The 23,584-nt window shown below is 68.2% G+C and carries 15 protein-coding genes; 9 read left to right on the plus strand and 6 right to left on the minus strand.

Translation table 11 applies throughout. The features are described from left to right. Positions 1-3 precede the first annotated feature (3 nt). Positions 4-1,053 (minus strand): DUF1521 domain-containing protein, encoded by a 1,050-nt coding sequence (locus F0U60_RS17215; RefSeq protein WP_395820972.1) that lies wholly within the window; start codon positions 1,051-1,053, stop codon positions 4-6. Between the two features lie 233 nt (positions 1,054-1,286). Further along, the gene (locus F0U60_RS17220; protein WP_395820964.1) at positions 1,287-1,517 is read right to left on the minus strand and encodes a hypothetical protein; all 231 of its coding nucleotides are present in this window, start codon (positions 1,515-1,517) and stop codon (positions 1,287-1,289) included. Between the two features lie 208 nt (positions 1,518-1,725). Here F0U60_RS17220 and F0U60_RS17225 point away from each other — a divergent pair, with 208 nt between their 5' ends. Both F0U60_RS17225 and sctV read left to right on the plus strand, forming a co-directional pair. After that, positions 1,726-2,199, plus strand: coding sequence for a tetratricopeptide repeat protein (locus tag F0U60_RS17225; protein ID WP_395820975.1), 474 nt, complete (start codon positions 1,726-1,728; stop codon positions 2,197-2,199). 93 nt (positions 2,200-2,292) lie between these two features. Beyond that, on the plus strand, positions 2,293-4,419 hold the full coding sequence (gene sctV / locus F0U60_RS17230; protein WP_395820978.1) for a type III secretion system export apparatus subunit SctV: 2,127 nt from the start codon (positions 2,293-2,295) through the stop codon (positions 4,417-4,419). A gap of 179 nt (positions 4,420-4,598) precedes the next feature. Here the strand turns inward: sctV and F0U60_RS17235 are convergent, their stop codons facing one another. Continuing rightward, positions 4,599-5,714 (minus strand): FHA domain-containing protein, encoded by a 1,116-nt coding sequence (locus F0U60_RS17235; RefSeq protein WP_395820980.1) that lies wholly within the window; start codon positions 5,712-5,714, stop codon positions 4,599-4,601. A 36-nt stretch (positions 5,715-5,750) separates the two neighbouring features. Next, positions 5,751-6,806: a tetratricopeptide repeat protein gene (locus tag F0U60_RS17240; RefSeq protein ID WP_395820983.1), complete on the minus strand. Its 1,056-nt coding sequence runs from the start codon at positions 6,804-6,806 to the stop codon at positions 5,751-5,753. 112 nt (positions 6,807-6,918) lie between these two features. Here F0U60_RS17240 and F0U60_RS17245 point away from each other — a divergent pair, with 112 nt between their 5' ends. Then, on the plus strand, positions 6,919-7,434 hold the full coding sequence (locus F0U60_RS17245; protein WP_395820986.1) for an outer membrane beta-barrel protein: 516 nt from the start codon (positions 6,919-6,921) through the stop codon (positions 7,432-7,434). Here the strand turns inward: F0U60_RS17245 and F0U60_RS17250 are convergent. Together F0U60_RS17250 and F0U60_RS17255 are read right to left on the minus strand one after the other, a co-directional pair. Next, positions 7,431-8,228, minus strand: a complete 798-nt coding sequence (locus F0U60_RS17250; protein WP_395820989.1) for an RDD family protein — start codon at positions 8,226-8,228, stop codon at positions 7,431-7,433. The two genes, F0U60_RS17245 and F0U60_RS17250, sit on opposite strands and share 4 nt — an antisense overlap. A gap of 33 nt (positions 8,229-8,261) precedes the next feature. After that, positions 8,262-8,963, minus strand: coding sequence for an expansin EXLX1 family cellulose-binding protein (locus tag F0U60_RS17255; RefSeq protein ID WP_395820991.1), 702 nt, complete (start codon positions 8,961-8,963; stop codon positions 8,262-8,264). 159 nt (positions 8,964-9,122) lie between these two features. On the opposite strand from F0U60_RS17255, the gene F0U60_RS17260 reads away from it, so the two are divergent. The 6 genes from F0U60_RS17260 to F0U60_RS17285 are packed head-to-tail and all read left to right on the plus strand — an operon-like array spanning position 9,123 to position 23,579. After that, positions 9,123-10,976, plus strand: a complete 1,854-nt coding sequence (locus F0U60_RS17260; protein ID WP_395820994.1) for an adenylate/guanylate cyclase domain-containing protein — start codon at positions 9,123-9,125, stop codon at positions 10,974-10,976. Continuing rightward, positions 10,976-12,262 (plus strand): serine/threonine-protein kinase, encoded by a 1,287-nt coding sequence (locus F0U60_RS17265; protein ID WP_395820997.1) that lies wholly within the window; start codon positions 10,976-10,978, stop codon positions 12,260-12,262. Before F0U60_RS17260 ends, F0U60_RS17265 begins: the two co-directional genes overlap by 1 nt. Positions 12,263-12,296: 34 nt before the next feature. After that, on the plus strand, positions 12,297-14,612 hold the full coding sequence (locus F0U60_RS17270; protein ID WP_395821000.1) for a FecR domain-containing protein: 2,316 nt from the start codon (positions 12,297-12,299) through the stop codon (positions 14,610-14,612). A gap of 37 nt (positions 14,613-14,649) precedes the next feature. Continuing rightward, entirely contained in the window at positions 14,650-15,660 is a 1,011-nt protein-coding gene (locus F0U60_RS17275) for a stage II sporulation protein M (protein WP_395821002.1), read from the plus strand. Then, positions 15,647-19,630: a serine/threonine-protein kinase PknK gene (locus F0U60_RS17280; protein ID WP_395821005.1), complete on the plus strand. Its 3,984-nt coding sequence runs from the start codon at positions 15,647-15,649 to the stop codon at positions 19,628-19,630. Before F0U60_RS17275 ends, F0U60_RS17280 begins: the two co-directional genes overlap by 14 nt. Beyond that, positions 19,605-23,579, plus strand: coding sequence for a protein kinase (locus F0U60_RS17285; RefSeq protein WP_395821008.1), 3,975 nt, complete (start codon positions 19,605-19,607; stop codon positions 23,577-23,579). The genes F0U60_RS17280 and F0U60_RS17285 overlap by 26 nt, the downstream gene beginning before the upstream one ends. The last annotated feature ends 5 nt before the right edge of the window (positions 23,580-23,584 follow it).

Here is a 23,584-nt window from a genome sequence, read left to right on the forward strand (position 1 = left end):
CGGCTAGGCGATGTTCGAACCGCGGCCGCGGAGCATACCACTGATCTCGAACTGCCGCTGCAGCGCCTTCATCATCTCGGTCATCGCATTGAAGGACGCCTTCATGCCCTCGAGGTGCTGGTTGCGGTCGTACTTGGCGAAGTCGTTCTGGCGGCGGAACGGGTTGAAGCCCATCGCGCGGGTGTTGGTCAGGGACTCGAAGAGCTTCTGCACGGAGTCGAAGCGCTCCTGCATGGCCTGCAGCGTGTCGTTGCCCTTCTTCTTCGTGGCGAACTGGGTCATCCAGTTGCTGGTGATCGTGGCCACCTCGTTCTTCGTCTTCAGCTTCTCGCCCTGGTTCTCCGAGCCGACGATCTCCCGGCCCTCGAAGGTCCAGTCGGCCGTCGTCTTGCCCATGGTGACGTGGTCGGCTCCGGCGATGTTGAAGGTGGACAGCTGCGCATGGCCATCGTCGGTCACGGGACCCACCTTGCCCTTGCCCTTGTCGATGTCGGTGACGCGCACGTGGCTGTCGCCGTTCACGATGTCGAGCTGGCCGGTGACGGTCGCGCCGTTGCCATAGGGCTTGCAGGTGACGTCGATGCGGGTGCCGTCACCCAGCACGAACTCGGTGTTCTTCTTGAAGTCCCACTTGCCGCCGTCGCTCTCCTCGACGTGCGGGTCGCCCCAGACGCGGGTCTCCTTGTTGTCCGGACCGGTGATCTTCCACTCGAACTGGCCCAGCTGCTCGATGGTATAGCCGCCCGGCGTGGTGATTTTCCCGCTGTCGTCGACCCGGAGGCTGGCCTCACGGTGGAAGGAGTCGGCCGGGTTCGGCTGCTCGGTGGGGAAGCATCCGCCGGTGCCGAACTGCTGCTGTGCCTGGACCGCCTTGCCCATCTGGTCGGCCGTGTCCAGCGCCTTGCCAGCCAGGTTCACCGCCTCGTTCATCAGCTTCAGGGTCGAGTCGATGAGCTTGGCGTTCGCCGCCAGGGTCTGCTCGTTCACACCGCTGAAGTTGAGGTTCGTCGAGGTGGCGGTCTGCCTGTTCTGGTTCGAGATTCCAGTGGTCATGTGTTTCTCGCGGAGAGAGGGATCCAGGGACTGTGTTGCTGACAGAGGAATTATCCGAGGTTCGCTCGCGGTGTTGCTTGGGCGGGATATTCTACTGATTTTTCAGGGGTCGACGCCCAGGGGACCGGATCGCAGCCCCAAAACGAAAGAAGCCGGCCAGGCACTGGGAGCCGCCCCGGAGAAGAGGGGAGGGCCAGGCGAGGCCGGCTGGGGAGAAGCGGGAACCGTCAGGACTACTTGAGGTTGTTGATGACGGACATCGCGATCTCGTTGAGCTTCTTCATCATGTTGGAGATGAAGGCCACGGTCTCCTGCTGCTTCTGGAGGGCGAGCTGGGCCTCCATGCGGTCACGGTCCGGGCCGCTCAGCTTGCTCAGGAGGTTGTTCTCCTCGGTGCTGTAGGTGTTGCTGTTGGAGAGGGCCTTGTTGAGCGCGGAGGTGGCGGCGTTGTTGACGGTGGACATGGCGGGAAGCTCCTAGAGGGTGATGTGGGTGGGCACAGCAACCTGCTGACAAAAGGATTATCGCCCCGGCCCTCCAGAAGTTTCCTGGTTATTTTCACTGGATTCAAGCTTTCACGGGGTATCTGGTGCTGCCCGTGCTCTCGGAGTAGAGTCCTGCCGCCCTTCCTCCCAGAGGGGGCTCGAGCAGGGGCATGAGGGAGTTGCGCGGATGACGACCGAGTCCAAGGCGACGGCATCGACCCAGGACGCACGTCCACTGTCCGGGCCCGAGATGATCGAGCGGGCCATGAAGGGCTTCCAGGCCTACGAACAGGGTCGCTACGAGGAGGCCCGTGCCGTCTTCGTGGAGCTGGCGGCGTGTGATCCCTCTGAGGGCTATTACCGCACGGCGCTCGGAGCCATCTGCCTGGCCGTGGACGAGCTGGATGATGCCCTGATCCACTTCAACGAGGCCCTGCGGCTCAACCCGACGGACTGTCCCGCCCTCGTCAACCGCGGAGAGGTCCACCTGCGCCTGGGCAGCCTCCTGGAGGCGGCCGAGGACTTCTCCCGGGTGGTGGCGTTGGATCCGGAGAACAAGGATCCGCTCAGCGAGCGGGCGCGGCTGCTGGCCGAAGCGGCGCGTCAGAGCGCCGCGGAGGAGGCCCTGCAGGATTCCGCTGAGAGCGGGACGAACGGCTAGCTGTACCTTCGCGAGAAAGGCCAGGCATCCAGGGGGACTCGGGCGGGGAGGCTTGGGAATGGCGCCCGGTACCGCTAGGATCGGCAACCGACAATGTCTGCCCAGAGCAACAGCTTCCTCTCCAAATACTCCGACATCGTCCTGGCCTGCGTGGTGGTGGCGATCATCGGGATGATGATCGTCCCGCTGCCCACGCTGCTGCTGGACGTGCTGCTCACCCTGAACATCAGCATCTCCGTCGTGCTGTTGCTGATCTCCCTGTACGTCCCTCAGGCGCTGCAACTGTCGGTATTCCCGACACTGTTGCTCATCACCACGATGTACCGCCTGGCGCTCACCATCTCCACGACGCGCCTCATCCTGCTGACGGGTGATCCCGGAGAGGTGGTCGAGGCCTTCGGCCACTTCGTGGTTCAGGGCAACTTCGTCGTCGGTCTGGTCATCTTCGTCATCCTCGTCATCGTCAACTTCATCGTTATCTCCAAGGGCAGCGAGCGCGTCGCCGAAGTGGCCGCGCGCTTCACCCTGGACGCCATGCCCGGCAAGCAGATGTCCATCGACGCGGACATGCGCGCGGGTTCCATCGATCAGGAGGAGGGCAAGCGCAAGCGCCGCGACCTGGAGCGAGAGAGCCAGCTCTTCGGCGCCATGGACGGTGCGATGAAGTTCGTCAAGGGCGACGCCATCGCCAGCATCATCATCACCGTCATCAACATCGTCGGTGGTCTCGTCATCGGTGTGATGCAGAAGGGGATGGACGTCGCGAGCGCGGCGGAGAAGTACACGCTGCTCACCATCGGTGACGGTCTGGTCGGCATGATTCCCGCCATCCTCATCTCCACCTGCGCCGGTATCATCGTGACGCGCGTGGGCGGCGAAGAGGAGGGGAACCACCTCGGCGCGGACGTGGGCTCGCAGCTCACCGCCTACCCGAAGGCCATCGCCATCGCCGCGGGCATGCTCTTCGTGCTCGGTCTCATCCCCGGTCTGCCTAAGATTCCGTTCTTCCTCCTCGGCGCTGGAGCCGGCTACGGCGCCTGGACGATGATGAAGAAGGAGAAGGCGGGTGCGGCGGGCGAGGAGGGTGGCCTCACCGCGGGAGATACGCCCCCGGGCGAGACGCCGGCGGCCACCGAGCCCCAGCCGAAGGAGCCCATCAACCCGGACTCCGAGCTCTTCATCCCTGTCGTTACGCCCATCGTGCTGGAGGTCTCCGACGCCCTGGTTCCCTTCGTGGACTCGCGTCAGGACAACGGCAAGTTCCTCTTCGAGCTCATCCCCTTCATGCGCGATGGTCTCTTCGTGGAGCTGGGCGTGCGCTTCCCCGGCGTTCGCGCTCGCGGCAACCCGAACCTGCCCCCCGGCTCGTATCAGATTCAGATCAACGAGGTCCCCGTGGTGACGGGTCAGGCCACCATCGGCCACGTGCTCGTCAACGACACGGTGGAGCGCCTGCGGTTGATGAACATCCAGGGCTTCGAGGCGATCAACCCCGCGACCCGCCAGCCCGCGGCGTGGGTGCCCGAGCAGCACAAGGAAACGCTCGAGGCGGCCGGTCTCACCACCTGGGACGTGCCTGGCTACATCATCCTCCACCTGGCCGCCGTGCTGCGCCGCCAGGCGCGCGAGTTCATCGGCGTCCAGGAGACGCAGTCGATGCTCGACCAGCTGGAGAAGGCCTTCCCCGCCATCGTCAAGGAAGTGGTCCCCAAGGTCGTCACCGTGCTCAAGCTCACGGACATCCTCGGGCGCCTGGTGGAGGAGGAGATCTCCATCCGCGACCTGCGCGGCATCCTCCAGGCTCTGGCCGAGTACGGCCAGGTCGAGGCCGACAACGTGATGCTCACCGAGCATGTGCGCTCCAGCCTGCGGCGCTACGTGTCCCACAAGTTCGCGCGCGGCACGGGCACCCTGGTGGTGTATCTGCTGGATCCGCAGATCGAAGAGGCCATCCGCGGCTCCATCAAGCGGACCTCGGCGGGCACCCACCTGGCGCTGGAGCCGGACATCGCCCAGGAGATCGTCCAGGCGGTCAAGTCCGAGTGCGGCCATCTGCCGCCCAGCGCGCAGCGCCCTGTCATCCTCACCGCGATGGATATCCGGCGCTACGTGCGCAAGTTGCTCGAGTTCGAGTTCAACCCGCCGTTCTCCATCGTCAGCTTCCAGGAGCTGTCCCCGGACTTGAACATCCAGCCGGTGGCCCGCATCTCCATCCGCTAAGCCCTTCAGGAAAGTCCTCGAAGGACTGCACCTTCCCCTCTCCCTTCGGGAGAGGGTCGGGGTGAGGGTATCGGGTGAACTCGGGTTGAACCCCCTGTTCACACCGAGGGCTATAGGTTGGAGAACGGGCTCGGATACCCTCACCCCCCGCCCTCTCCCAGTGGGAGAGGGAGTCGGTTTTAGACTCCGACGAACAGGGCGATCAGCACGCCCAACGCCGTCAGGCCGATGAGGCCTAGCACCACCAGGGGAATGAGGCGCTTCACGTCCTTTCCCGGTGCCTCGTCCGCCAGCTCGTCGCGGCGGCCAGACCTCGGGGGCGGAGGCGCCCTCACGGGAATCTCCGGGGGAGGCTCCTCGGCGACCGGCTCCTCCGGCTCCTCCGGTGGCTCCGCAGCGGGCTCCTCCGCGGCGGCGGGAGCTTCCGGTTCCTCCTGGGCCTCGGCCTGGACGGGCTCCGGGGGCTTCTCGGTGGGGGCGGCGGTGCGCTTCGTCGAGGACGTGCGCTCACGCGCGGCCGGCGGCGAGTTCGTGGCGTTACTCTCTCCGCTCGTGGCCGAGGCCACTTCCGCGGCCAGGACCTCCGCCTGCTCCTCGGGCGCCTCGGACGGGCACACGTAGACGAAGCGGACGCCGCCTACCTCCAGCTCGTCACCGTCCCGGAGCATCTTGCGCGACACGCGCTTGCGGTTGATCTTGATGCCGTTGCGGCTGCCCAGATCCTCCACGTGCGTGCCGGACCAGTCGCGCCGCACCTTCACGTGCCGGCGGGAGATGAGGTCGTCCTGGAAGACCACGTCCGCTGACTCGTCGCGGCCGATGACGAACTCCTGGGCGTCGTTGATCTCCAGGCGCTCGCCCTCGCGCGGGCCGTTCATCACTCGGAGGTAGCGTTCCTCGCTGCCGGACAGGCCCCGCATCACGTCCTTCACCATGTTGCGGGCGACGAAGGACGTCTTCTGCGATTCCACGTCGTGGGGCAGATCCGCTACCTTGTCGAAGCGGATGTCGAACTGGGCGATGACGATCATGTCGCCATTGCGCAGCAGCCGCTTCTCTCCCTTGGGCAGGGGCTTGCCGTTCACCTGGGTGCCGTAGGCGCTGCCTAGATCCTCCAGGAAGAAGAGGTTGCCCTCCTGGGTGATGCGGGCGTGGCTGCGCGACACCGCCTGCTGCGCCAACACCACCTGGCAGCCCTTGTCGCGGCCCAGGGTGATGATGGATTCGTCGAGGACGAACTCGGTGGCTTTACCACCGGAGGTACTGCTCTCTTTAACCGTAAGCCTGACGCTCATCGCGATGGCGGGGGTGCTCGTAGCCGTGGGCGGGCGCTAGTACGACTGCGCGCTGAGGAACTTCTCGCACGTCTCCATCTCGGAGGGAAACTCCTCCACCGAGCCGTACTTGAGGAAGTTCTTGCAGGCGATCTCCGCGGACTGGCGCTTGTGGCCTTCCGAGTAGAGCTGGAACAGGCCGTAGTGGCAGGGGGCGTACTTGTCGTCCAGCTTGAGGCAGGCCTTGTAGGTCCGCTCCTCCTCGGACAGCAGCCCTTGCTCCTTGTACTTGCGCGCCAGCTCGAAGAGGGCGGGAGGGGTGTTCTCCGCCTTCTGCGTGTCGCGGAACTCCTTGAGGGCCGAGTCCGTGAGGGCCGCCTTGCGCTGGGCGATGCTCAGGTTGTTGAGGCACTGCGGGTGATCACTCTTGAGGGACACGCAGCTGCCAAAGGCCTGCCGGGCGTCCTCGAAGCGGCTGAGCTCCATCAGCACCGCGCCCAGGTTGTTCCACCAATCCGGATTGAGGTTGGGGGCGAGCTGGACGGACTTCGTCATCTCCTGCGCGGCCTCTTCCTTGAGGCCCTGCTGGTATTTGACGATGCCCAGATCGTGGTGGACCTGGGCGTTGTTGGGGTCAATCACCAGCAGGGTGAGGAACTCCTTCTCCGCCTTGTCCAGCTTCTTCATGTTCATGTAGGTGAGCCCCAGGTTGTACCGGGCCTCGACGTAGTCCGGGTTCACCTTCAGCGCGCGCTGGAAGCTGTCGTGCGCCTTCCCGAGGGCGCCTTCGTCCAGGTAGATCGTGCCGAGGCTCGCGTAGGCGGACGCCTGTTCCTGGTTGAAGCGGACGGCCTTGATGAAGAACTCCTTGGCCTGCTTCTTGTTGCCCATGCAGAGGGCGATGAGTCCCTTGTTGGACCACAGGTCCGCGTACTGGGGCGCGAACTCGATCCCCAGGTCGCAATAGATCTCGGCCTGCTTGCAGTCCCCCTTGGCCAACTCCTGGGCACACAGCTCGTTGTTGACGAGGCCCCGGTCGGAGGGCGGCTGGGTGTTGATGCAGCCGGAGGCCAGGAGCAGGGGAAGGGCGAGCGCGGAACGGAGGGAAGGCATGATCGGCCGGAGTGTAGGAGATGCCCCCCATCCGGATCAACGTCTCTGGAAGGGGGGAATCCTTGCGGTTTCAGTGGTTTAGCCGCCGCCAGGGGACGCTAGAGTCCGGGCCATGCGCTCGTTCTTCTACGCTCTTGGCCTCTTGGTGGCCCTCTTCATGGCCGCTCCCGCCCATGCCCAGTTCGCCAACCGCAGCCTCGGTCTGTCGCTGGGCTACATGAACTTCAACAACACGGCCAGCCTCAACAACACCGTGTTCGTCGGCTTCGACGCCAGCCTCTACATCGAGGGGGGCTTCGAGCTCGTTTCGCTGACGAAGATCGCCTTCCCGTACGATCCGATCAGCGAGCAGCGCGTGGTGGGCCTGGCGCCGTCGCTGGGCGTCCGCTACCTCTTCATGGAGGAGACCATCCGGCCCTATATCGGGGCGGACCTGAGCTACCTGCACGTCTTCAAGCCGCAGGGGGACTCGAACTTCTTCGGCGTGGGACCCAACGCGGGCATCGAGTTCTTCGTGTCGGACTCCGTCAGCCTGGGCGCGCGGGCGCAGTTCAACGCCTACCTGTCCCTGACGGAGCGGGTGCAGACGTCGCTCATCGTGTCCGCGGGCACGTCCGTCTACTTCTAGGCCACCGCGCGAGCCCCGGTGCTCGTGCGTGCGCCGGGGGCGGGAATGAGGGCCGCGGCCACCAGCAGCGTCCACTTCTCGTCCGAGAGATGGGCCGGCTTCTCCATGGCCAGCAGCTCCTGAAGCTTCGTGCCGAGCGCGGAGAAGAGGCGTAGACGGGCCTCCATCCGCAGCTCCTCGCGCCGGAGGGCCGCGGAGAGCACCAGCTCCCGCGCCTCGGCGCTCAGCCGCTTCACCCGCGAGACGAAGAGGGGATCCGCCAACAGCCCCTCACCGGCCGCCGCCCCGATGGCCGAGGGCGCCTTGAGGCGGCGCTCGCGCACGACGATGGTGCCGGCGAGCATGTCTCCCAGCCGCTGGTACGAGCCGGACAACAGCGCCGCCACCCCGCCCACCAGGTAGAGGAAGGGGAGCCGATCCACCGGCCGCGCCAGGTTGCGCAGCGCCGCGTGGTAGAAGCCGATGCGCACCCCGCTGCGCTGGATGACGCGCAGGCCCATGACGCGCTTGCCCACCGTTCGTCCGCTCCAGGCCGTCTCCAGGGCAATGCCGTAGCCCCAGTCCACCAGGAAGTAGATGACGAACCCCAGCGCGCTGGCGAAGCCGGGGAAGACCATCATCGCCATGCTGAGTCCCGAGAGGATCGCTCCCGTGCCCACCATGACGATGAGCGTGTCCAACAGCCACGCCAGGAAGCGCGAGTAGATGCCCGCCAGCGTGAAGCGGAACTCCACGTACTCGGGCGTGAGCACGGTGTGGGTTCCGTCGAGGAGGGTGTCGGGCGTGTCCGTCACCGCTCCAGTCTAGGCCAGAGTCACGTCACGTGTTCAGCCCCCTTTGAACTGGGCTGCTCCATCGTGGGTTGTGTTGGACGTCGGCGCGGGGAGGGTGTCCTCGAGCGTCTGTCCGTCCGAGGCCGTCACCCGCACCTTGATGGAGCCCGTGCCCATGCCGCTGGGCTCGACGAAGTAGTTGTAGTCCTCGCGCTTGACCTGGACCCAGGCGTTGTTCTTCCAGTACTCGAGCTTCGTCACGGGCAGGCGGTGGTTGCGCACCTGGATGGCGGTCCACCACTGAGAGCTGCCGTCCTTGTAGTGGTAGCGGATGGGGCCCTGCACGTCGCAGGTCACCATGCGCCAGCGCACCTTCACGCGGCCATCGATGGGGTTGGCGATCTTCGCGAAGGCCTCGCGGCTGAGGTCCAGGTGGCCCTTGTCAGGGCAGTCCGGGCAGGAGTCCACGATGCGCACGCGCAGGTTGCCCTTGGGGCCTTCAATCTCCACGCACGAGCCGCACACCGCGCTGCCCTCGTACTGGCCCTTGTTGATCGCCGCCACGTCCAGGTTCTGCGGGCTGGGATCGAAGCTGCAGTTGCCCGCGCCCGTCGCGTCGTAGAAGGTGATGATGCCGTCCTGGAACTCGCCGAGCGCGCGCAGGGCCTCACCTGGATCCGTGGGGCCACAAGCGGCCAGCAACGGGAGCAGGGCCGCCGCGAGCCATCGGGATGAAGCGGGCTTGTGGATGCGCATGACAGGAGCTCCTCACTGCGGGAAAGGGGCCCAGCAGTGTAGCGCGTTGAAGCTTCCGTGAGGGGCTAGCGCTTCCTCGTCTGGGAACCGGGCGGGTTGCGGAGTGGGTCAAGGGCTCGCTCCGCACCCACCGGGAGTGTTAGATGGGGCATTCAGACAATGGCCGCGACCCCTGCCCCTGGAGTGGAGACTCGCAACACGGAGCGTGGCACGGACGTGCCAGCTCCTCCTCCCGTTCAACAGGATGCGGCGGGGTCGCAAGGCCTCTCGCTCTTCACGCGTTTGTTCCTCCTCATCCTGGCCTGTGCGCTGCCTCCGTTGGTGGGACTGGGCTGGAAGATGATGGACACCAACGCAGACGCTCTCCAGGAGCTCGTCCGCCACCTGCACCGCTCCATCGTCGGAGATGTGCAGCGGGCCGTCCGGGGTGAGCTGGCTCGCGTCGAGCAGGAGCTCGCGGGCCTCGGGCAGCTCCTCTTCGCGCCCGGGTTGGGTGACGACGCCACGCGCTTCGCGCTCGTGGGCTCCCGGTTGGCGGCCCTGGGCAACATCGACTTTGTCACGCTCTACGCTCCGAGTGGCCAGAGCGTCACGACCGTGAAGGCGGATGAGGTTCCGGCCCCGGAGCTCGCCCCTCGGTTGGACGCCGGGCTCCTCCAGGCCCTCACCTCCAGCGGGCACCTGGTGGTCCAGGGCGTGCGTACCAGCGCGCAGGGCGGGCCCGTGCTCGAGGTGTTCTTCCCCATCGTCCGGGAGGGCTCCGTGCGCGCCATTCTCGGCACTCAGGTGAAGCTCGGCGAGCTGTGTGCGCTGATGGGCGAGCTCGGTGAGAAGTTCCTCGGATCGCGCGAGAACGTGTTTGTCGTGGACAAGGAGCGGCGGCTGGTCCTCCATGCGGACCCGTCCCGCGTGGCGTCCCGCGAGGACTTCTCCACGCATGGCCTCTTCGCTGCTCTGAGTGGGAACTCCTCCTTCGGGACGGACATGGCCGCCATCTCGGACTTCCACCACGAGGGGCAGGCGATGGTCGGCTCGCTGGAGGTGCTCTCCGAGCGAGGCTGGGCGGTGGCGGTGCAGCAGCCCCAGTCGGTGGCGTACGCGTCCCTGTCGGAGATGCGTGCCTCCATTCTCGCCGCGCTCGCAGTGGCCGCCCTGGTGGCGCTCGCCGTGGGGTTGCTCGGGGCTCGGCAGCTCACTCGGCCCATTCGGGACCTGGTGGCGGCGACACGAGCACTCGCCGAACGCACCTTCCGCGGCGTGGGCGAGCGCGTCACCCGGCGCGCGGACGAGCTGGGCACCTTGGCCCGCGCCTTCGACAGCATGGCCCTGACGCTGGAGGCCAAGGAGCGCGAGGTCGTCACCCAGACGCAGGTGCGTGCGGCCCTCAGCCGCTACCTGTCTCCGGATGTGGTGGAGCTGGTGGTCTCCAATCCCGACCAGCTGCGGCTCGGGGGCGAGCGCCGCGAGGTGACCATCTTCTTCGCGGACGTGGTGGGCTTCACCCGGCTGTCTGAGTCCCAGCCCCCGGAGGTCATCGTCGCGCTGCTCAACGAGCTGTTCACCTTCGCCACGGAGATCATCCAGCGGCGCGGGGGCATCATCGACAAGTTCATCGGGGACTGCATCATGGCGGTGTGGGGCTCGCCCCAGTCTCATTCCGACGATGCGCTGCGCGCGGTGCAGGCGGCAGAGGACTTGCGCCGCTGGCTCGACGTGGGCAACCGCCGCTGGCGCGCGCGCTGGGGCATCGAAATTCAGCTGGCCATCGGCATCCACACCGGCCCCGCGGTGGCGGGCAACGTCGGCAGCGAGAAGCGCATGGAGTACACCGTCATCGGTGACACGGTGAACGTGGCCGCGCGGCTCGAGGCCATGGCCCAGCCGGGGCAGATCCTCGTCAGTGAGACCACTCGCGAGCGTCTCGGTGAGAGCGGTCTGGAGTTGGTACCCGCCGGGGAGCGCAAGCTGCACGGTCGCACCGCTGTCACCAGCGTCTACGAGGTGCCGGCCTGATGCCTCGGGTCGGCCAGGTGGTCGGCGAGCGCTTCCGCGTGCTGCGTGTGCTCGGCCAGGGGGGCATGGGCTCCGTGTACGAGGCGGAGCAGCTCGGCCTGGGTCGCCACGTGGCCCTCAAGGTGATGCACCCGCACATCGCCAGCGCCCCCGGTTTCGCCGAGCGCTTCCAACGCGAGGCCCAGGTGCTGGCCCGGCTGCGCCACCCAGGCTCGGTGGAGGTGTATGACTACGGGCTCGATGCCGGCTTCCTCTTCCTCGCCATGGAGTTGGTGTCCGGCGAGACGGTGGAGTCCCTGCTGCTGCGCGAGGGGGCGCTGCCGGTCCCGCGCGCGGTGGGTCTGGCCGTGCAGGTGCTGGAGGTGCTGGAGGCCGCGCACACGCTCGGCATCATCCACCGCGACCTCAAACCCGCGAACCTCTTCCTCGAGTCCCACCCAGGTGGCGAGCGCGTGAAGTTGCTCGACTTCGGCCTGGCTGTGCTCGGGGGCGAGCTGAACGTGCGCCTCACCCAGGAGGGCATGGCCGTGGGCACGCCGGGCTTCATGTCCCCGGAGCAGCTGCGCGGGCTGCCGCTGGACGGGCGCAGTGATCTGTACTCGCTGGGGTGCGTGCTCTACGAGCTGCTCACCGGCGTGTCTCCCTTCCCGGTCATGGCCTCGGCCGAGGTGGCCGTTGCGCATCTCTACAAGCCGATTCCCTCGTTCCGCGAGGCGCGGCCGGAGCTCTCTTTGTCCGAGCGCCTCGAGGCCGTGGTGATGAAGGCGCTGGAGAAGCTGCCCGAAGCGCGCCCGGCGGATGCGGCGGCCATGCGCCAGGATCTGTTGGCCGTGCTCGCCGAGCCGTGGGAGTCCGCGCCGAGGAAGCGGGGAGAGGGAAAGAAGATGGAGCGCGGGCTTGTGCCGCATGCGGTGCCGGTGCCGAGTCCCGCGGTGGGTGGGGCTCCCGTGGCCGTGCTGTCCGAGCTGCATCCGTCGGCCGCGGGAAACACGCTGGTGATGTCGCTTGCTGCGTGTGGATTCCAGGTGAAGGTGGTCTCGGCAGAGGATCCGCTGCAGGAACTCGGCGCATTGCTCGTCGTCGCGGAGGGGCGCGAGTCCCTCGCGCGGGCGAGGGCCCTGGCTGCTCGCCCGGATTCCCCGCCGGTTCTTCTGTGTGGTCCCGCAGATGATTGGGAGCTGGTGACGGGCGCGCTGGAGGGCGGGTTGTTCGACTTCGTCCCCCTGCCGCTGGATCCAAACGATTTAACCCGGAAGGTATCGCGTGCTCAGAAGCTCAAGCGTTAGAGGGCTCGCCACGGTGCTCGCCCTGGTGTGCTGCTTGCCGGCCCAGTCGTGGGCTCAGCAGGTCGTCGATGACGACGTCTACGTGGTGCAGCCCGGAGACACCTGCGGCAGCGTGGCGCGCAAGGTGTTCGGCGACGTGACGGTCGGCTCCGCGAAGCTGCACGCGCTCAACAAGATGGGGCCACCGCCGCACGAGCTGAAGCCGGGCACGGTGCTGCGCATCAAGGGCGACCCGGACGCGCGCCTCACCTTCATCCGGCCCGAGGTCAACGCCAAGCGGGCGGGCAAGGTGGAGTGGCGCCAGGCGAACACCGGCCAGGGGCTGTGGCGGTTGGACTCCGTCAACACGCTGCGCGAGGCCGGCGCCGAGGTGACCTTCAAGGATTTGACGCGCCTGCAGATGAACGAGAACGCGCTCGTCGTCATCTACGGACAGGCGCCCAAGGCATCGGACGCGGTGAAGAAGTCCGGTGCGGTGGAGCTGTTGCAGGGCGAGCTGAACGTGTCGCTGGCCGAGCTGCGCGGTGAGCCCGTGGGCGTACAGATGCCGGCGGCCTCGGTGGCCGCGCGCTCGAAGGAACTGCTCGTGGGCGTGGACGCGCAGCAGACGAGTCGCGTCTCCGTCTATGACGGCCAGGCGGAGGTGCACGCGAAGGGCCAGAGCGTCCAGGTGCCCAGGGACCACGGCACGCGGGTGGAGAAGGGCAAGGTGCCCGAGAAGCCGCGCCCACTGCCCGAGGCGCCGGCATGGGCGGGGCTGGTGCGCCCGGTGCGGATGCTGCTGGACGACAAGGGCGTGGACGAGGAGCTGACGTGGGCGCCCGTGAAGGAGGCGGCCTCCTACCGGGTGGAGCTCGCGCGCGACGAGCGCTTCAACGATCGGGTGCACGGCGAGACGGTGCCGGCGGGGCAGGAGTCGCTGAAGTCCGTGGCTCGCGCGTTGGCGCCCGGCCGGTACTTCGCGCGGGTGCGGGCCGTGGACGCCTCGGGGCTGGTGGGCCGGGCGTCCCCCGTGCGGCAGGTGGAGGTGCTGCGCGTGAAGACGGAGCGCGGCGTGGCGGGGCCCCAGGGCCTTCGGGGCGCGTTCCGGCTGGACCTCTCGGTGGAGGGGGCTGAGTCGCTGGACTTCCGTCTCGACGGCGCTCCCACGACGCACCCGGTGCGGGTAGAGGCCGTGGGTTCGCACACACTGGAGGTACTGCCGCGCGGAGTGCCTGATGCTCGCCCGGAGACGCTGACGCTGACGGTGGTGCCGCCTCGCGTGGACGTGGACCTCGAGCCCGTGGCCAGCTCGTTCCGGGTGAAGGTTCAGGTGCGCGATGAGCAGGGCCGGCCGTTGGAGGGCCCCTTCGCCGCGTTGAAGCTGCGCGGGCTTCATGGCACCCAGGTGGAGGAGCCGCTGCGGCGCCAGTCGGACGGCTCGCTGGTGACACGGGCAGTGCCGGGGATGCGCAACGGGGAGCGCGTGGCCTCGGTGGAAGCGCTCTGGGGTGACACACGTGTCCAGCAGGTCAACGCTCAGGCCCCTCTGGCGCAGGACCCGGTTGTCTCCGTGGCTGAGGAGCCCGAGCCGCCCGTGGCCTCCGCTGAGGAGGAGGCAGCACTGATGTCGATGCTGGGTGCTCCCTCGGGAGGTCTGGTGGAGGCGGCTCCGATGCCCACGGCCTTCCTGCCGCGGGCCTGGCTTTTCGAGCTGCGCGCCCAGCCCGAGCTGGGCTCGGCGGGAGTGGACCTGGCTCGCGGGCGCACCACCCTCGCCGTGGAGGGGCGGGTGTCCGAACGCGTGGCCCTGGGCACGGCGCTGGCGATGCGTCCCGGAGTGCTCCTGCGCGGCGATGGCGCGTCGGGTGAGTTGCCCGCGACAGCCCTGTCCGCCTCGTTGTCGGCACGGGTGCGGTTGACGGACCATCCGGCCTTCCGCGTGCTGCTGTCCTTTGATGGGACTCTGGCGGGCTCCGAATTCGATGAGGAGGCTCGGGGGCTGAGGCTGCGTCCGGCGCTGCTCGTCGGGATGCGTCGGGGACAGTGGGCGTTCTCCACCAGTCAGGGCTACGGCCTCAGGCCGGGCGAGGCGCGGGCCTCCTGGGACAGCGCCTATCAAGCCTGGTTCCTGCCTCTTCCAACGCTCGCACTCGGAGCGGAAATCGACGCCCTGGTTGATGCCACGCCTCGTGAGCCGGGCCCGTTTGCCTGTGCCGCGGGAGTGGGCGCGCGCTTCATGCTCGCTGGGTTCGAGCTGGGCACCTCGGTGCGTCGGGGCTTTGGTCCGGATGGCGCTCGCGTCTGGGGGGGCTGGAGTGGGCAGGTGACCCTCGGCTGGTCCGGCCTGCTCCCCGCGCAGCGGCAGTAGGCTCGGCCCTCCGCGGACTGGGTTAGAGTCGCCGCGTATGGAGATGCCCGAGTTCATCGAGGCCCGGCGGCCGCGCTGGCAACAGTTGGAGTCCCTGCTCGACAAGGCCGAGGGCTCGGGTTTGCGCTCCCTCCAATTGGAGGAGGCTCGCACGCTGGGCAAGCTGTACCGCGCTGTCTCCAGCGACTTGCTGTGGGTGCGCGCGCGCAGCGGCTCGGCTGACGTGAGCGAGTACCTCAATGATCTGGTGGGCCGGGCCTATGCTGTCACCTACCCGGGCCAGCGGCCTCGGTTCTCGGATGTGTGGGGGTTCGTCGCTCGTGGCTTCCCCGCGCTGCTCCGCCAGGAGTGGCGGGTGTTCGCGGCCTCGGCGCTCCTCTTCCTGGCAGGTGTGGGCTTCGGGTACCTGGGCATGCTGGTGGACCCGGACGCGGCGCCCTACCTCGTCCCCGCGGAGCACCTGAGCCTGGATCCTGTCCAGCGCGCCGCCGACGAGGCCTCGGGGGAGGGGATGTCCGTGGAGCAGCAGGCCGCGTTCTCCTCCTTCCTCTTCACCCACAACATCGAGGTCGCGTTCCTCGCCTTCGCCTTGGGCATCACCGTGGGCGTGGGCACGGCGTTGATGCTCTTCATCAACGGGTTGATGCTGGGCGCGCTCGCGCAGGTGTACACGGTGAAGGGGATGGCCGGCTGGTTCTGGGCGTGGATTCTCCCGCACGGCATTCCGGAGATCACGGCCATCTGCATCGCGGGTGCGGCGGGCTTTGTCATCGCCCGAGGGCAGGTGGCGCCGCGTGGACTTCCCCGTGGCATGGCGCTGCGTCAGGAGGCCGTGCGTGCGGTGAAGCTCCTCTTCGGCACCCTTGCACTCTTCGTCCTCGCGGGGTTCATCGAGGGCACCATCTCGCAAATCCACCCACCGAAGTTGTCGGTGGCCTTCAAGGTATCCTTCGCCCTGACGGTGGGCGTGGGCGTCTACGCGTACCTGGGCTCGGACTGGTTGCGCGGGGCGGGAAACAAGGACCTGACTCCTCATGGACAACGATAAGACGGAGCCCTCTCCGCCGGGGTCCGCTGCTGGAGGGCATTCGCGAGGCACGGTCATCGCCAGCCGGTTCCTCATTGAGGAGCTGGCCGGTCGCGGAGGCATGGGCAGTGTCTTTCGGGCCCTCGACAAGACCACCGGCCGGCCCGTTGCTCTCAAGCTGCTGCATGCCGTCACCTCGCAGGAGGCGGTCTATCGCTTCAATCGCGAGGCCCTGCTGCTCGAGGGGCTGCATCACCCCGCCATCGTGTCCTATGTCGCGCATGGCTCCACCGAGGAGGGCCAGCGCTTCCTGGCCATGGAGTGGCTCGACGGGGAGGACCTCGCACGCCGCCTGCTGCGCAAGCCCCTGACGCTCCCCGAGGTCACATCGCTGCTGCGCCGGGCGACCGAGGCGTTGGCCACGGCCCACCATCAGGGCATCGTCCATCGTGACATCAAGCCCTCCAACCTCTTCCTTCGCGGGGGCCGCCCCGAGGACGTGGTGGTGCTGGATTTCGGGCTGGCCCGCCATGCGGTGCCCTCTTTGATGGACGTGACGGGCTCAGGCACGGTGGTGGGATCGCCGGGCTACATGGCGCCGGAGCAGGCCTCCAGCCAGCAGGAGATTCCTCCCGCCGCCGACATCTTCTCGCTGGGCTGTGTGCTGTACGAGTGCCTCACGGGACAGCCTCCGTTCGCGGCTCCGCACTTCGCCGCCGTGCTGGCGAAGATCCTCTATGCGGAGCCGGCTCGCCTGGAGGCGCTGCGCCCCGGATTGCCCCTGGGGCTGCAGGTGCTGGTGGACCGCATGCTGGCCAAGGATCCGAAGCGGCGGCTGGTGAACGCCGACATGCTGCTGGAGGCGCTCTCGGCACTGGAGTCCGTCCCCGAGCTGCTGCTGCCACAGGCCAGGATGGGCCTGCGCCCCCAGAGTCTGGCGGGAGGCGAGCAGAAGCTCGTCAGCGTCCTGTTGGTGTCCTCCCGCTTCATGTTCCCCGAGGAGGAGACGGCGGATTGGAAGCAGGGGCTCGCGCTACGCGACTCGCTGCGCACGGAGCTCTCGACCTACGGCGCCCGGGTGGAGCTGTTGGCGGACGGTTCGCTGGTGGCCACGTTGCTCCCGTCGCATGGCTCCGCCACGGATCAGGCGGCCCTGGCGGCACGTTGTGCCCTCTTCTTGAAGGAGCGCTTGCCTGAGTCCTCGGTGGTGCTGGTCACCGGCCTGGGTGTCTTCAATGAGCGGCTGCCAGTGGGCGACGCCATGGACAGGGCAGGGCGGCTGTTGCGCCAGGTGCGCCTGCAGCCGGCCTCCTCACAGGTGGTGATGGACGGGGTGACCGCGGGGTTGCTCGGCCCGGGCTTCCGGCTCTCGCGCGTCGATTCGGGCACCTTCGTGCTGGAAGGCGAGCTGCTGGGGGCCGATGAGTCCCGGCCGCTGCTGGGCAAACCCACCCCCTGCGTGGGCCGGGAGCAGGAGCTGGCCCTGCTCGACTTCACCTTGAATGGCTGCATCGACGAGCCCGCTGCGCGCGCGCTGTTGGTGACGGCGCCCGCAGGCACGGGCAAGTCCCGGCTGCGCCACGAATTCCTGCGTCGCGTCGAGCGACGGGAGCAGCCACCGCTGGTGCTCGTGGGGCGGGGAGATCCAATGGGCTCGGGGGCCTCGTATGGCCTGCTGGGCCAGGCGGTGCGGGGGCTGTGTGGCATCGTGGAGCGGGAGGGCCTGGAGGCGCACCGGCAGCGGCTGTACCAGCGCGTCGCCCGACACCTGCCGGAGGCGCAGGCCCGAGATGTCGTGGAGTTCCTGGGCGAGCTGTGCGCCATCCCCTTCCCCGAGGAGGGCAGTCCCCGTCTTCGCGCGGCGCGGAGCGATCCGCGGCTGATGAGCGCGCAGGTGGGCCGGGCGTTGGTGACCTTCCTGACAGCCGAGTGTTCCCACCATCCGGTCCTGCTGGTGCTGGAGGATCTCCACTGGAGTGATGCGCTCACCGTGTCGCTGGTGGACGAGGTGCTTCGGGAGCTGGCCGAGCAACCCTTCATGCTGCTGGCGCTGGCCCGGCCCGAGGTGAAGACGCTCTTCCCGGGCCTGTGGGCGCGACGCCTGCAAGAGGTTCCCCTGTCCGGGCTGAGTCGCAAGGCAGGGGCGCGGCTGGTGCGCGAGGTGCTGGGGCCGCAGGTGCCAGACACCGTCGTGCAGCGGGCCGTGGAGATGTCCGACGGCAACGCGCTCTTCCTGGAGGAGCTCATCCGCGGAGTGGCCGAGGGGCGTGGGGAGGGCGCACCGGAGACGGTCCTGGCGGTGCTCCAGACGCGTCTGCTGCGGATGGAGCCGGGCGTGCGCCAGGTGCTCCTGGCGGCCAGCATCTTCGGACGCACCTTCTGGACGGGGGGCGTGGGCGAGTTGTTGGGTCGGCAGGGCTCGGTCGCGGAGTTGGAGGAGCACTTGCGGTGGCTCGTGGCTCAGGAGGTCATCGAGCAGCAGCCCGACAGCCGGTTCTCCACCGAGGCCGAGTACCGCTTCCGCCATGCGCTGGTGCGGGACGCGGCCTACGGTCTGGTCGCCGACAGCCATCGACCGGTGGGCCATCGCCTGGCTGGCTCCTGGTTGGAACAGAAGGGCGAGCTGGATCCGCTCGTGCTCGCCACGCACCACCAGCTCGGCGAGCAGTCGGAGCGCGCCGTCCACTTCTATACCCGGGCCGCCGAGCAGCTCTTCGAGCGGCATGATCTCCAGGGGACGCTGCGGTGTGTGGAGGCGGCCCTGGCATGCGGAGTGAGCGGAGCGTCCCTGACCCGGCTTCGCGCGCTCCAGGCCACGGCGGCCTTTTGGATGGATGAGTTCTTGAAGGCCCTGGAGCTCGGCATCCCGGTGCTGCCCGACTTGAAGGCGGGCAGCCCGCTCTGGTGCAGGTTGATGGCCGGACTCCTGCTCGCGAGCCTCCATGAGGGACAGCACGAGACGGGGGGCGGGTTGATCGAGCTCCTGTTGAGCACCACCCCGGAGCCCGCCGCGCTCTCGGCCTATGTCGAGGCCGTCGCCTTGCTGGCACTCCCGATGAGCTGGTTCGGCGAGCGCGAGAAGATGGAGCGGCTGCTCGGGCGGCTCCTGGAGGTAGGGGCGGGCGTCATGGAGCACGATGCCCTGACGCGGGGCTGGGTGGCCTTCGCGAAGAGCTATTTCCTCCACCTGACGGAGCCCCATCCCTGGCAGGCGTTCCAGGTGTCCGAGCAGGGGATGAAGGACTTCCGCGAGATTGGCTCGGAGCGGAACGCGCTCCTTCTTCAGTGCTACTCGGGGCTGGCGCTGGCCTCGCTGGGGGATGTGCCCACCGCCGTGGAGGGGATGCGCGCGGCCCTGCGCACCGCCCGGCATACGGAGCAGCACACCGCCGAGGCTTTCATCCTGCATTACCTGGCCCTGGTGCTGGCCAGCAGCCAGGAGCCCACGAAATGGGATGAGGCCCGGCCCCTGCTCCAGGAGTACATGGGGGAGGATCCCCAGTCCTTCAGGTGGAGCTCCGGGCTCGCGATGCTGGCGAAGCTGGATGCGGCCGGCGGTGCGCTCCCCGAGGCCGAGGCCCGTGCTCGCAAGGCGTGTGCGTTGCTGGCTCCCTTCCTGATCTACCTGCTCCTGGCGCGAGCGATCCTCAGCTCCATTCTGCTCGCCCGGGGGAACGCCGCGGAGGCCCGCGAGGTGGCGGAGCTCGGCGTGCGGGAGTTGGAGCGGACGGGCAACATGGGCGCGTATGCGGTCTCCCTGCGCCTGGCACTGGCGGAGGCCTGTTTCGCGCTGGGGGATGAAGCGGCGGGCGAGGCCGCTCTGCGCGAGGCCTTGGGGTGCATGCACGCCCGTGCCCATGACATCCCGGAGCCTCTGGCTCGCGAGCGTTTCCTGCACCAGGTACCCGAGAACGCCCGAACGTTGGCATTGGCCCGCCAGCGTTGGGGGGAAGCCATGACACTTCATGGACGACAGCGACAAGACGGCTGAAAGCGACAAGACGGCTCCGTCCAGCAGCATGCCTGTGATCCTCTCTTCGGGGACGGTCATCGGCGGCCGTTTCTCTCTCGAGACCCTGGCGGGTCGTGGCGGCATGGGCGCCATCTACCGAGCGCTCGATGTCTCCACGGGGCTGCCCGTGGCCCTCAAGCTGGTCGACGGAGCCTCCTCCCCGGAGCAGGTCCACCGCTTCAATCGCGAGGCCCTGCTGCTGTCCGGACTGCACCATCCCGGCATCGTGGCCTATGTCGCGCATGGCACCACCGAGGAGGAGCAGCCCTACCTGGCCATGGAGTGGCTCGAGGGGAAGGACCTGGCTCAGCATCTGGCCCGCGGGCCCCTGCACGTGTCCGAGGCCTTGTCGCTGCTGCGCCGGGCCGCCGAGGCGCTGGCCATCGCCCATCGTCAGGGCATCGTCCACCGTGACCTCAAACCCTCCAACTTGTTCCTGCGCGGGGGCCGTCCCGAGGACGTCGTCCTACTGGACTTTGGCCTTGCCCGCCATGTGGTGCCCACGACCCTGGGGGTGACGGGGCGCTTCACCGTGCTGGGGACCCCGGGCTACATGGCGCCGGAGCAGGCTTCCAGCCAGTTGGAGATTCCTCCCGCCGCGGACATCTTCTCGCTGGGGTGCGTGTTCTACGAGTGCCTCACGGGCAAGCCCCCCTTCGAGGCCCCGCATTTCACCGCCGCGCTGGCCAAGATTCTGTACGCCGAGCCGGCGCTCCTTCACACGCTGCATCCTGGCCTGCCCGTGGGCTTGCAGGTGCTGGTGAACCGGATGCTGACCAAGGACGCGAAGCGGCGGCTGGCGGATGCGGACCGGCTGCTGGAGGCCCTCTCGGCCTTGGAGTCCGCCCCCGAGCTGCTGCTGCCCTCCTCTGGGACCGACCCGCGCCCCCTCGGCCTCACGGGGGCCGAGCAGCGTCTCGTCAGCGTCCTGTTGGTGTCGCTCCGGTCCTTTGCGCCTGAGGAGGCGTCAGTGGCTTCGAGCCGGGGGCGCGCGCTGTGTGAGTCGCTGAGGTCGGCGCTCGCGCCCTATGGGGGACAGGTGGAGTTGCTGGCGGATGGCTCGCTGGTGGCCACGCTGCTGCCGGAGCGCGGCACCGCCACGGACCAGGCAGCTCTGGCGGCGCGCTGGGCCCTGACATTCAAGGAGCGCTGGCCCGAAGCCGCCGTGGTGCTCGCCACAGGGCTCGGCATCATCGATGAGCACCTGCCAGTGGGTGAGGCCATGGATCGCGCAGGGCGGCTGCTGCACCAGCTCGAGCGGACACCTTCCTCCGCCGCCGTGGTGATGGACGAGGTCACGGCCGGGCTGCTCGGGTCGGGCTTCCTGCTGGCCCGCCCGCATTCGGGTACCTTCCTGCTCCAAGGCGAGCAGCTCAGCGTTGATGCCTCCCGTCCGCTGCTGGGCAAGCCTACGCCGTGTGTGGGCCGCGAGCAGGAGCTGGCCCTCCTCGAGCTCACCCTCAACGCGTGCCTGGAAGAACCCTCGGCCCGGGCGCTGCTGGTGACGGCTCCCGCTGGCGTGGGCAAGTCGCGGCTGCGTCATGAGTTCCTGCGGCGCATCGAGCGGCGGGCGCTGCCCCTGTTGCTGCTGCTGGGGCGAGGGGACGCGATGAGCGCGGGCGTCTCGTATGGCCTGCTGGGGCAGGCGCTGCGGCGGCTGTGCGGCATCGTGGAAGGGGAGAACCTGGAGGCGCGTCGGGTGCGCCTGTTCCAGCGCGTGGCTCGGCACCTGCCTGAAGAGGAGGCCCAGGAGGCGGCGGAGTTCCTGGGCGAGCTGTGCGCCATTCCCTTCCCCGAGGAGGACAGCCCCCGGCTGATGGCGGCGCGGAGCGACCCACGGCTGATGAGCACGCAGATGGGCCGGGCGCTGGTGTCCTTCCTCGGTGCCGAGTGTGCCCACCAGCCAGTGCTGCTGGTGCTGGAGGATCTCCACTGGAGCGATGCGCTCACGGTGAAGCTGGTGGACGTGGCGCTGAGGGAGCTGTCCGAGCAGCCCTTCATGGTCCTGGCGCTGGCGCGGCCCGAGGTGAAGACGCTCTTCCCGGGACTGTGGGCGAGACGCCTGCAGGACCTGTCGCTCAACGGCTTGAGCCGCAAGGCGGGAGCGCGGCTGGTGCGGGAGGTGCTGGGGCCGCAGGTGCCCGAGGCCGTGGTGCAGAAGGTGGTGGAGCAATCAGACGGCAATGCGCTCTTCCTGGAGGAGCTCATCCGCATGGCGGCGGAAGGGCGAGGGGAAGCGGCTCCGGAGACGGTGCTGGCCGTGCTGCAGGCGCGCCTGATGCGGATGGAGTCCGGTGCGCGCCAGGTGTTGCTGGCGGGCAGCATCTTCGGACGCACCTTCTGGTCCGGCGGGGTGGGCGCGTTGTTGGGCTGGCAGCACGAGGACGAAAACCTGGAGAGCTACCTGCAGCAGCTCGTGGAGCAGGAGGTCATCGAGCGGCAATCCGCCAGCCGTTTCCCCTCTGTGAGCGAGTACCGCTTCCGCCATGCCCTGGTGCGGGACGCGGCCTACGGACTGGTTCCCGACGGGCCCCGGCCCGAGGGCCACCTGCTCGCGGGCGAGTGGCTGGAGCGGATGGGCGAGCCGGATGCGCTGGTGCTCGCCACGCACTACCAGCTCGGGCACCAACCGGCGCGAGCCATCCGCTTCTACATCCAGGCCGCCGAGCGGCTCTTCGAGCAGCATGAGCTGCAGGGGACGATGAAGTACGTGGAGGCGGCGATGTGGTGTGGGGTGGAGGGCCATGAGCTGGCGAGGCTGCGCGCGCTCCATGCCGTGGTGGCCTTCTGGGCGGATCAGCTCTCGCAGGCCGTGGCGGTAGGCCTTCCGGTGCTGGACGATCTGAAGGAAGGCAGTCGGCTGTGGTGCAGACTGCTGGGCGGACTGATCATCGGGTGCGTTCATGCCGAGTACCAGGAGGAAGCCGCCCGGTTGGAGCTGCTGCTGCTGCGCGCCACGCCGGAGCCCGAGGCGATCGCGGACTATGTCGAGGCCTTGAGCTTCCTCGTGGTCGCGGCCATCTGGTCTGGCGATCGCCAGAAGGTGGACCTGTTGTTCGGTCGGCTGCTGGCGGTAGGCGCTGAGTCCACGACGGACAACGCCATGGCGCGCGGCTGGATGGGCTTCGCGAAGAGCTACGTCCGCCACTTCCTGCAGGCCAGACCCTGGCGGGCCTTCGAGTCGGCCGACGAGGGCATGAGGGACTTCCAAGCGATCGGCTCGGAGCGGAACGCGAGCCTGATGCGGAGCATCGTCGGGGCGACCCTGGCGGCGTTGGGGGACCTACCCGGCGCCGTGGCGATGCTGCGAGAGATCCTGGCCGAAGCGCGGCGCACGGAGCAGGGCATGTTGATCAACAGCTCCCAGCACTACCTGATGCAGGCGCTGGCCGACAGTCCTGAACCCGAGCACCAGAGAGAGGCGCTGGACCTGGCGCTCGAGTGGGTAGCGCTCGAGGACTCCCATGTCTTCAAGCGGGGGGTGGCGTACGCCACGCTGGCGAAGTTGATGGCCGCTGGCGGGGAGTTGAGCGAGGCCGAGCCACACGCCCGAAGGGCCTGTGAGCTGCTGACTCCGTTCAAACCCTACCTGGGCTTCGCGCGCTCGGTCCTCTGCGCCGTCTTGTGCGCTCGGGGGAACGCCTCGGAGGCCCGTGAGGTGGCGGAGCTCGGGGTGAGGGAGTTGGGGCAACTGGGCAACGAGGGGGTTTACGCCGTGGGCATGCACCTGGCGCTGGCGGAAGCCTGCTTCGCGCAGGGGGATGACAGCGCCGGAGAGATGGCCCTCCGCGAGGCCTCGCGGTGTGTGCGAGCCCGGGCCGATGACATTCCCGAGCCCGCCGCTCGCGAGCGTTTCCTGCGTCAGGTCCCCGAGAACGCTAGGACCCTGGCACTGGCTCGCGAGCGTTGGGGCGATGCCGAGGCGTAGGGCCT

Source organism: Archangium minus (assembly GCF_044360475.1).
GTDB classification, from domain to species: domain Bacteria; phylum Myxococcota; class Myxococcia; order Myxococcales; family Myxococcaceae; genus Archangium; species Archangium minus.

What these genes read in the sequence shown, in the direction of transcription:
- F0U60_RS17260 (WP_395820994.1), top strand. Translation starts at nt 9,123, where the DNA reads ATGGCCGCGACCCCTGCCCCTGGAGTGGAGACTCGCAACACGGAGCGT.
- F0U60_RS17245 (WP_395820986.1), top strand. Translation starts at nt 6,919, where the DNA reads ATGCGCTCGTTCTTCTACGCTCTTGGCCTCTTGGTGGCCCTCTTCATG.
- F0U60_RS17265 (WP_395820997.1), top strand. Translation starts at nt 10,976, where the DNA reads ATGCCTCGGGTCGGCCAGGTGGTCGGCGAGCGCTTCCGCGTGCTGCGT.
- F0U60_RS17215 (WP_395820972.1), bottom strand. Translation starts at nt 1,053, where the DNA reads ATGACCACTGGAATCTCGAACCAGAACAGGCAGACCGCCACCTCGACG.
- F0U60_RS17255 (WP_395820991.1), bottom strand. Translation starts at nt 8,963, where the DNA reads ATGCGCATCCACAAGCCCGCTTCATCCCGATGGCTCGCGGCGGCCCTG.
- F0U60_RS17235 (WP_395820980.1), bottom strand. Translation starts at nt 5,714, where the DNA reads ATGAGCGTCAGGCTTACGGTTAAAGAGAGCAGTACCTCCGGTGGTAAA.
- F0U60_RS17225 (WP_395820975.1), top strand. Translation starts at nt 1,726, where the DNA reads ATGACGACCGAGTCCAAGGCGACGGCATCGACCCAGGACGCACGTCCA.
- F0U60_RS17275 (WP_395821002.1), top strand. Translation starts at nt 14,650, where the DNA reads ATGGAGATGCCCGAGTTCATCGAGGCCCGGCGGCCGCGCTGGCAACAG.
- F0U60_RS17285 (WP_395821008.1), top strand. Translation starts at nt 19,605, where the DNA reads ATGGACGACAGCGACAAGACGGCTGAAAGCGACAAGACGGCTCCGTCC.
- F0U60_RS17280 (WP_395821005.1), top strand. Translation starts at nt 15,647, where the DNA reads ATGGACAACGATAAGACGGAGCCCTCTCCGCCGGGGTCCGCTGCTGGA.
- F0U60_RS17220 (WP_395820964.1), bottom strand. Translation starts at nt 1,517, where the DNA reads ATGTCCACCGTCAACAACGCCGCCACCTCCGCGCTCAACAAGGCCCTC.
- sctV (WP_395820978.1), top strand. Translation starts at nt 2,293, where the DNA reads ATGTCTGCCCAGAGCAACAGCTTCCTCTCCAAATACTCCGACATCGTC.
- F0U60_RS17240 (WP_395820983.1), bottom strand. Translation starts at nt 6,806, where the DNA reads ATGCCTTCCCTCCGTTCCGCGCTCGCCCTTCCCCTGCTCCTGGCCTCC.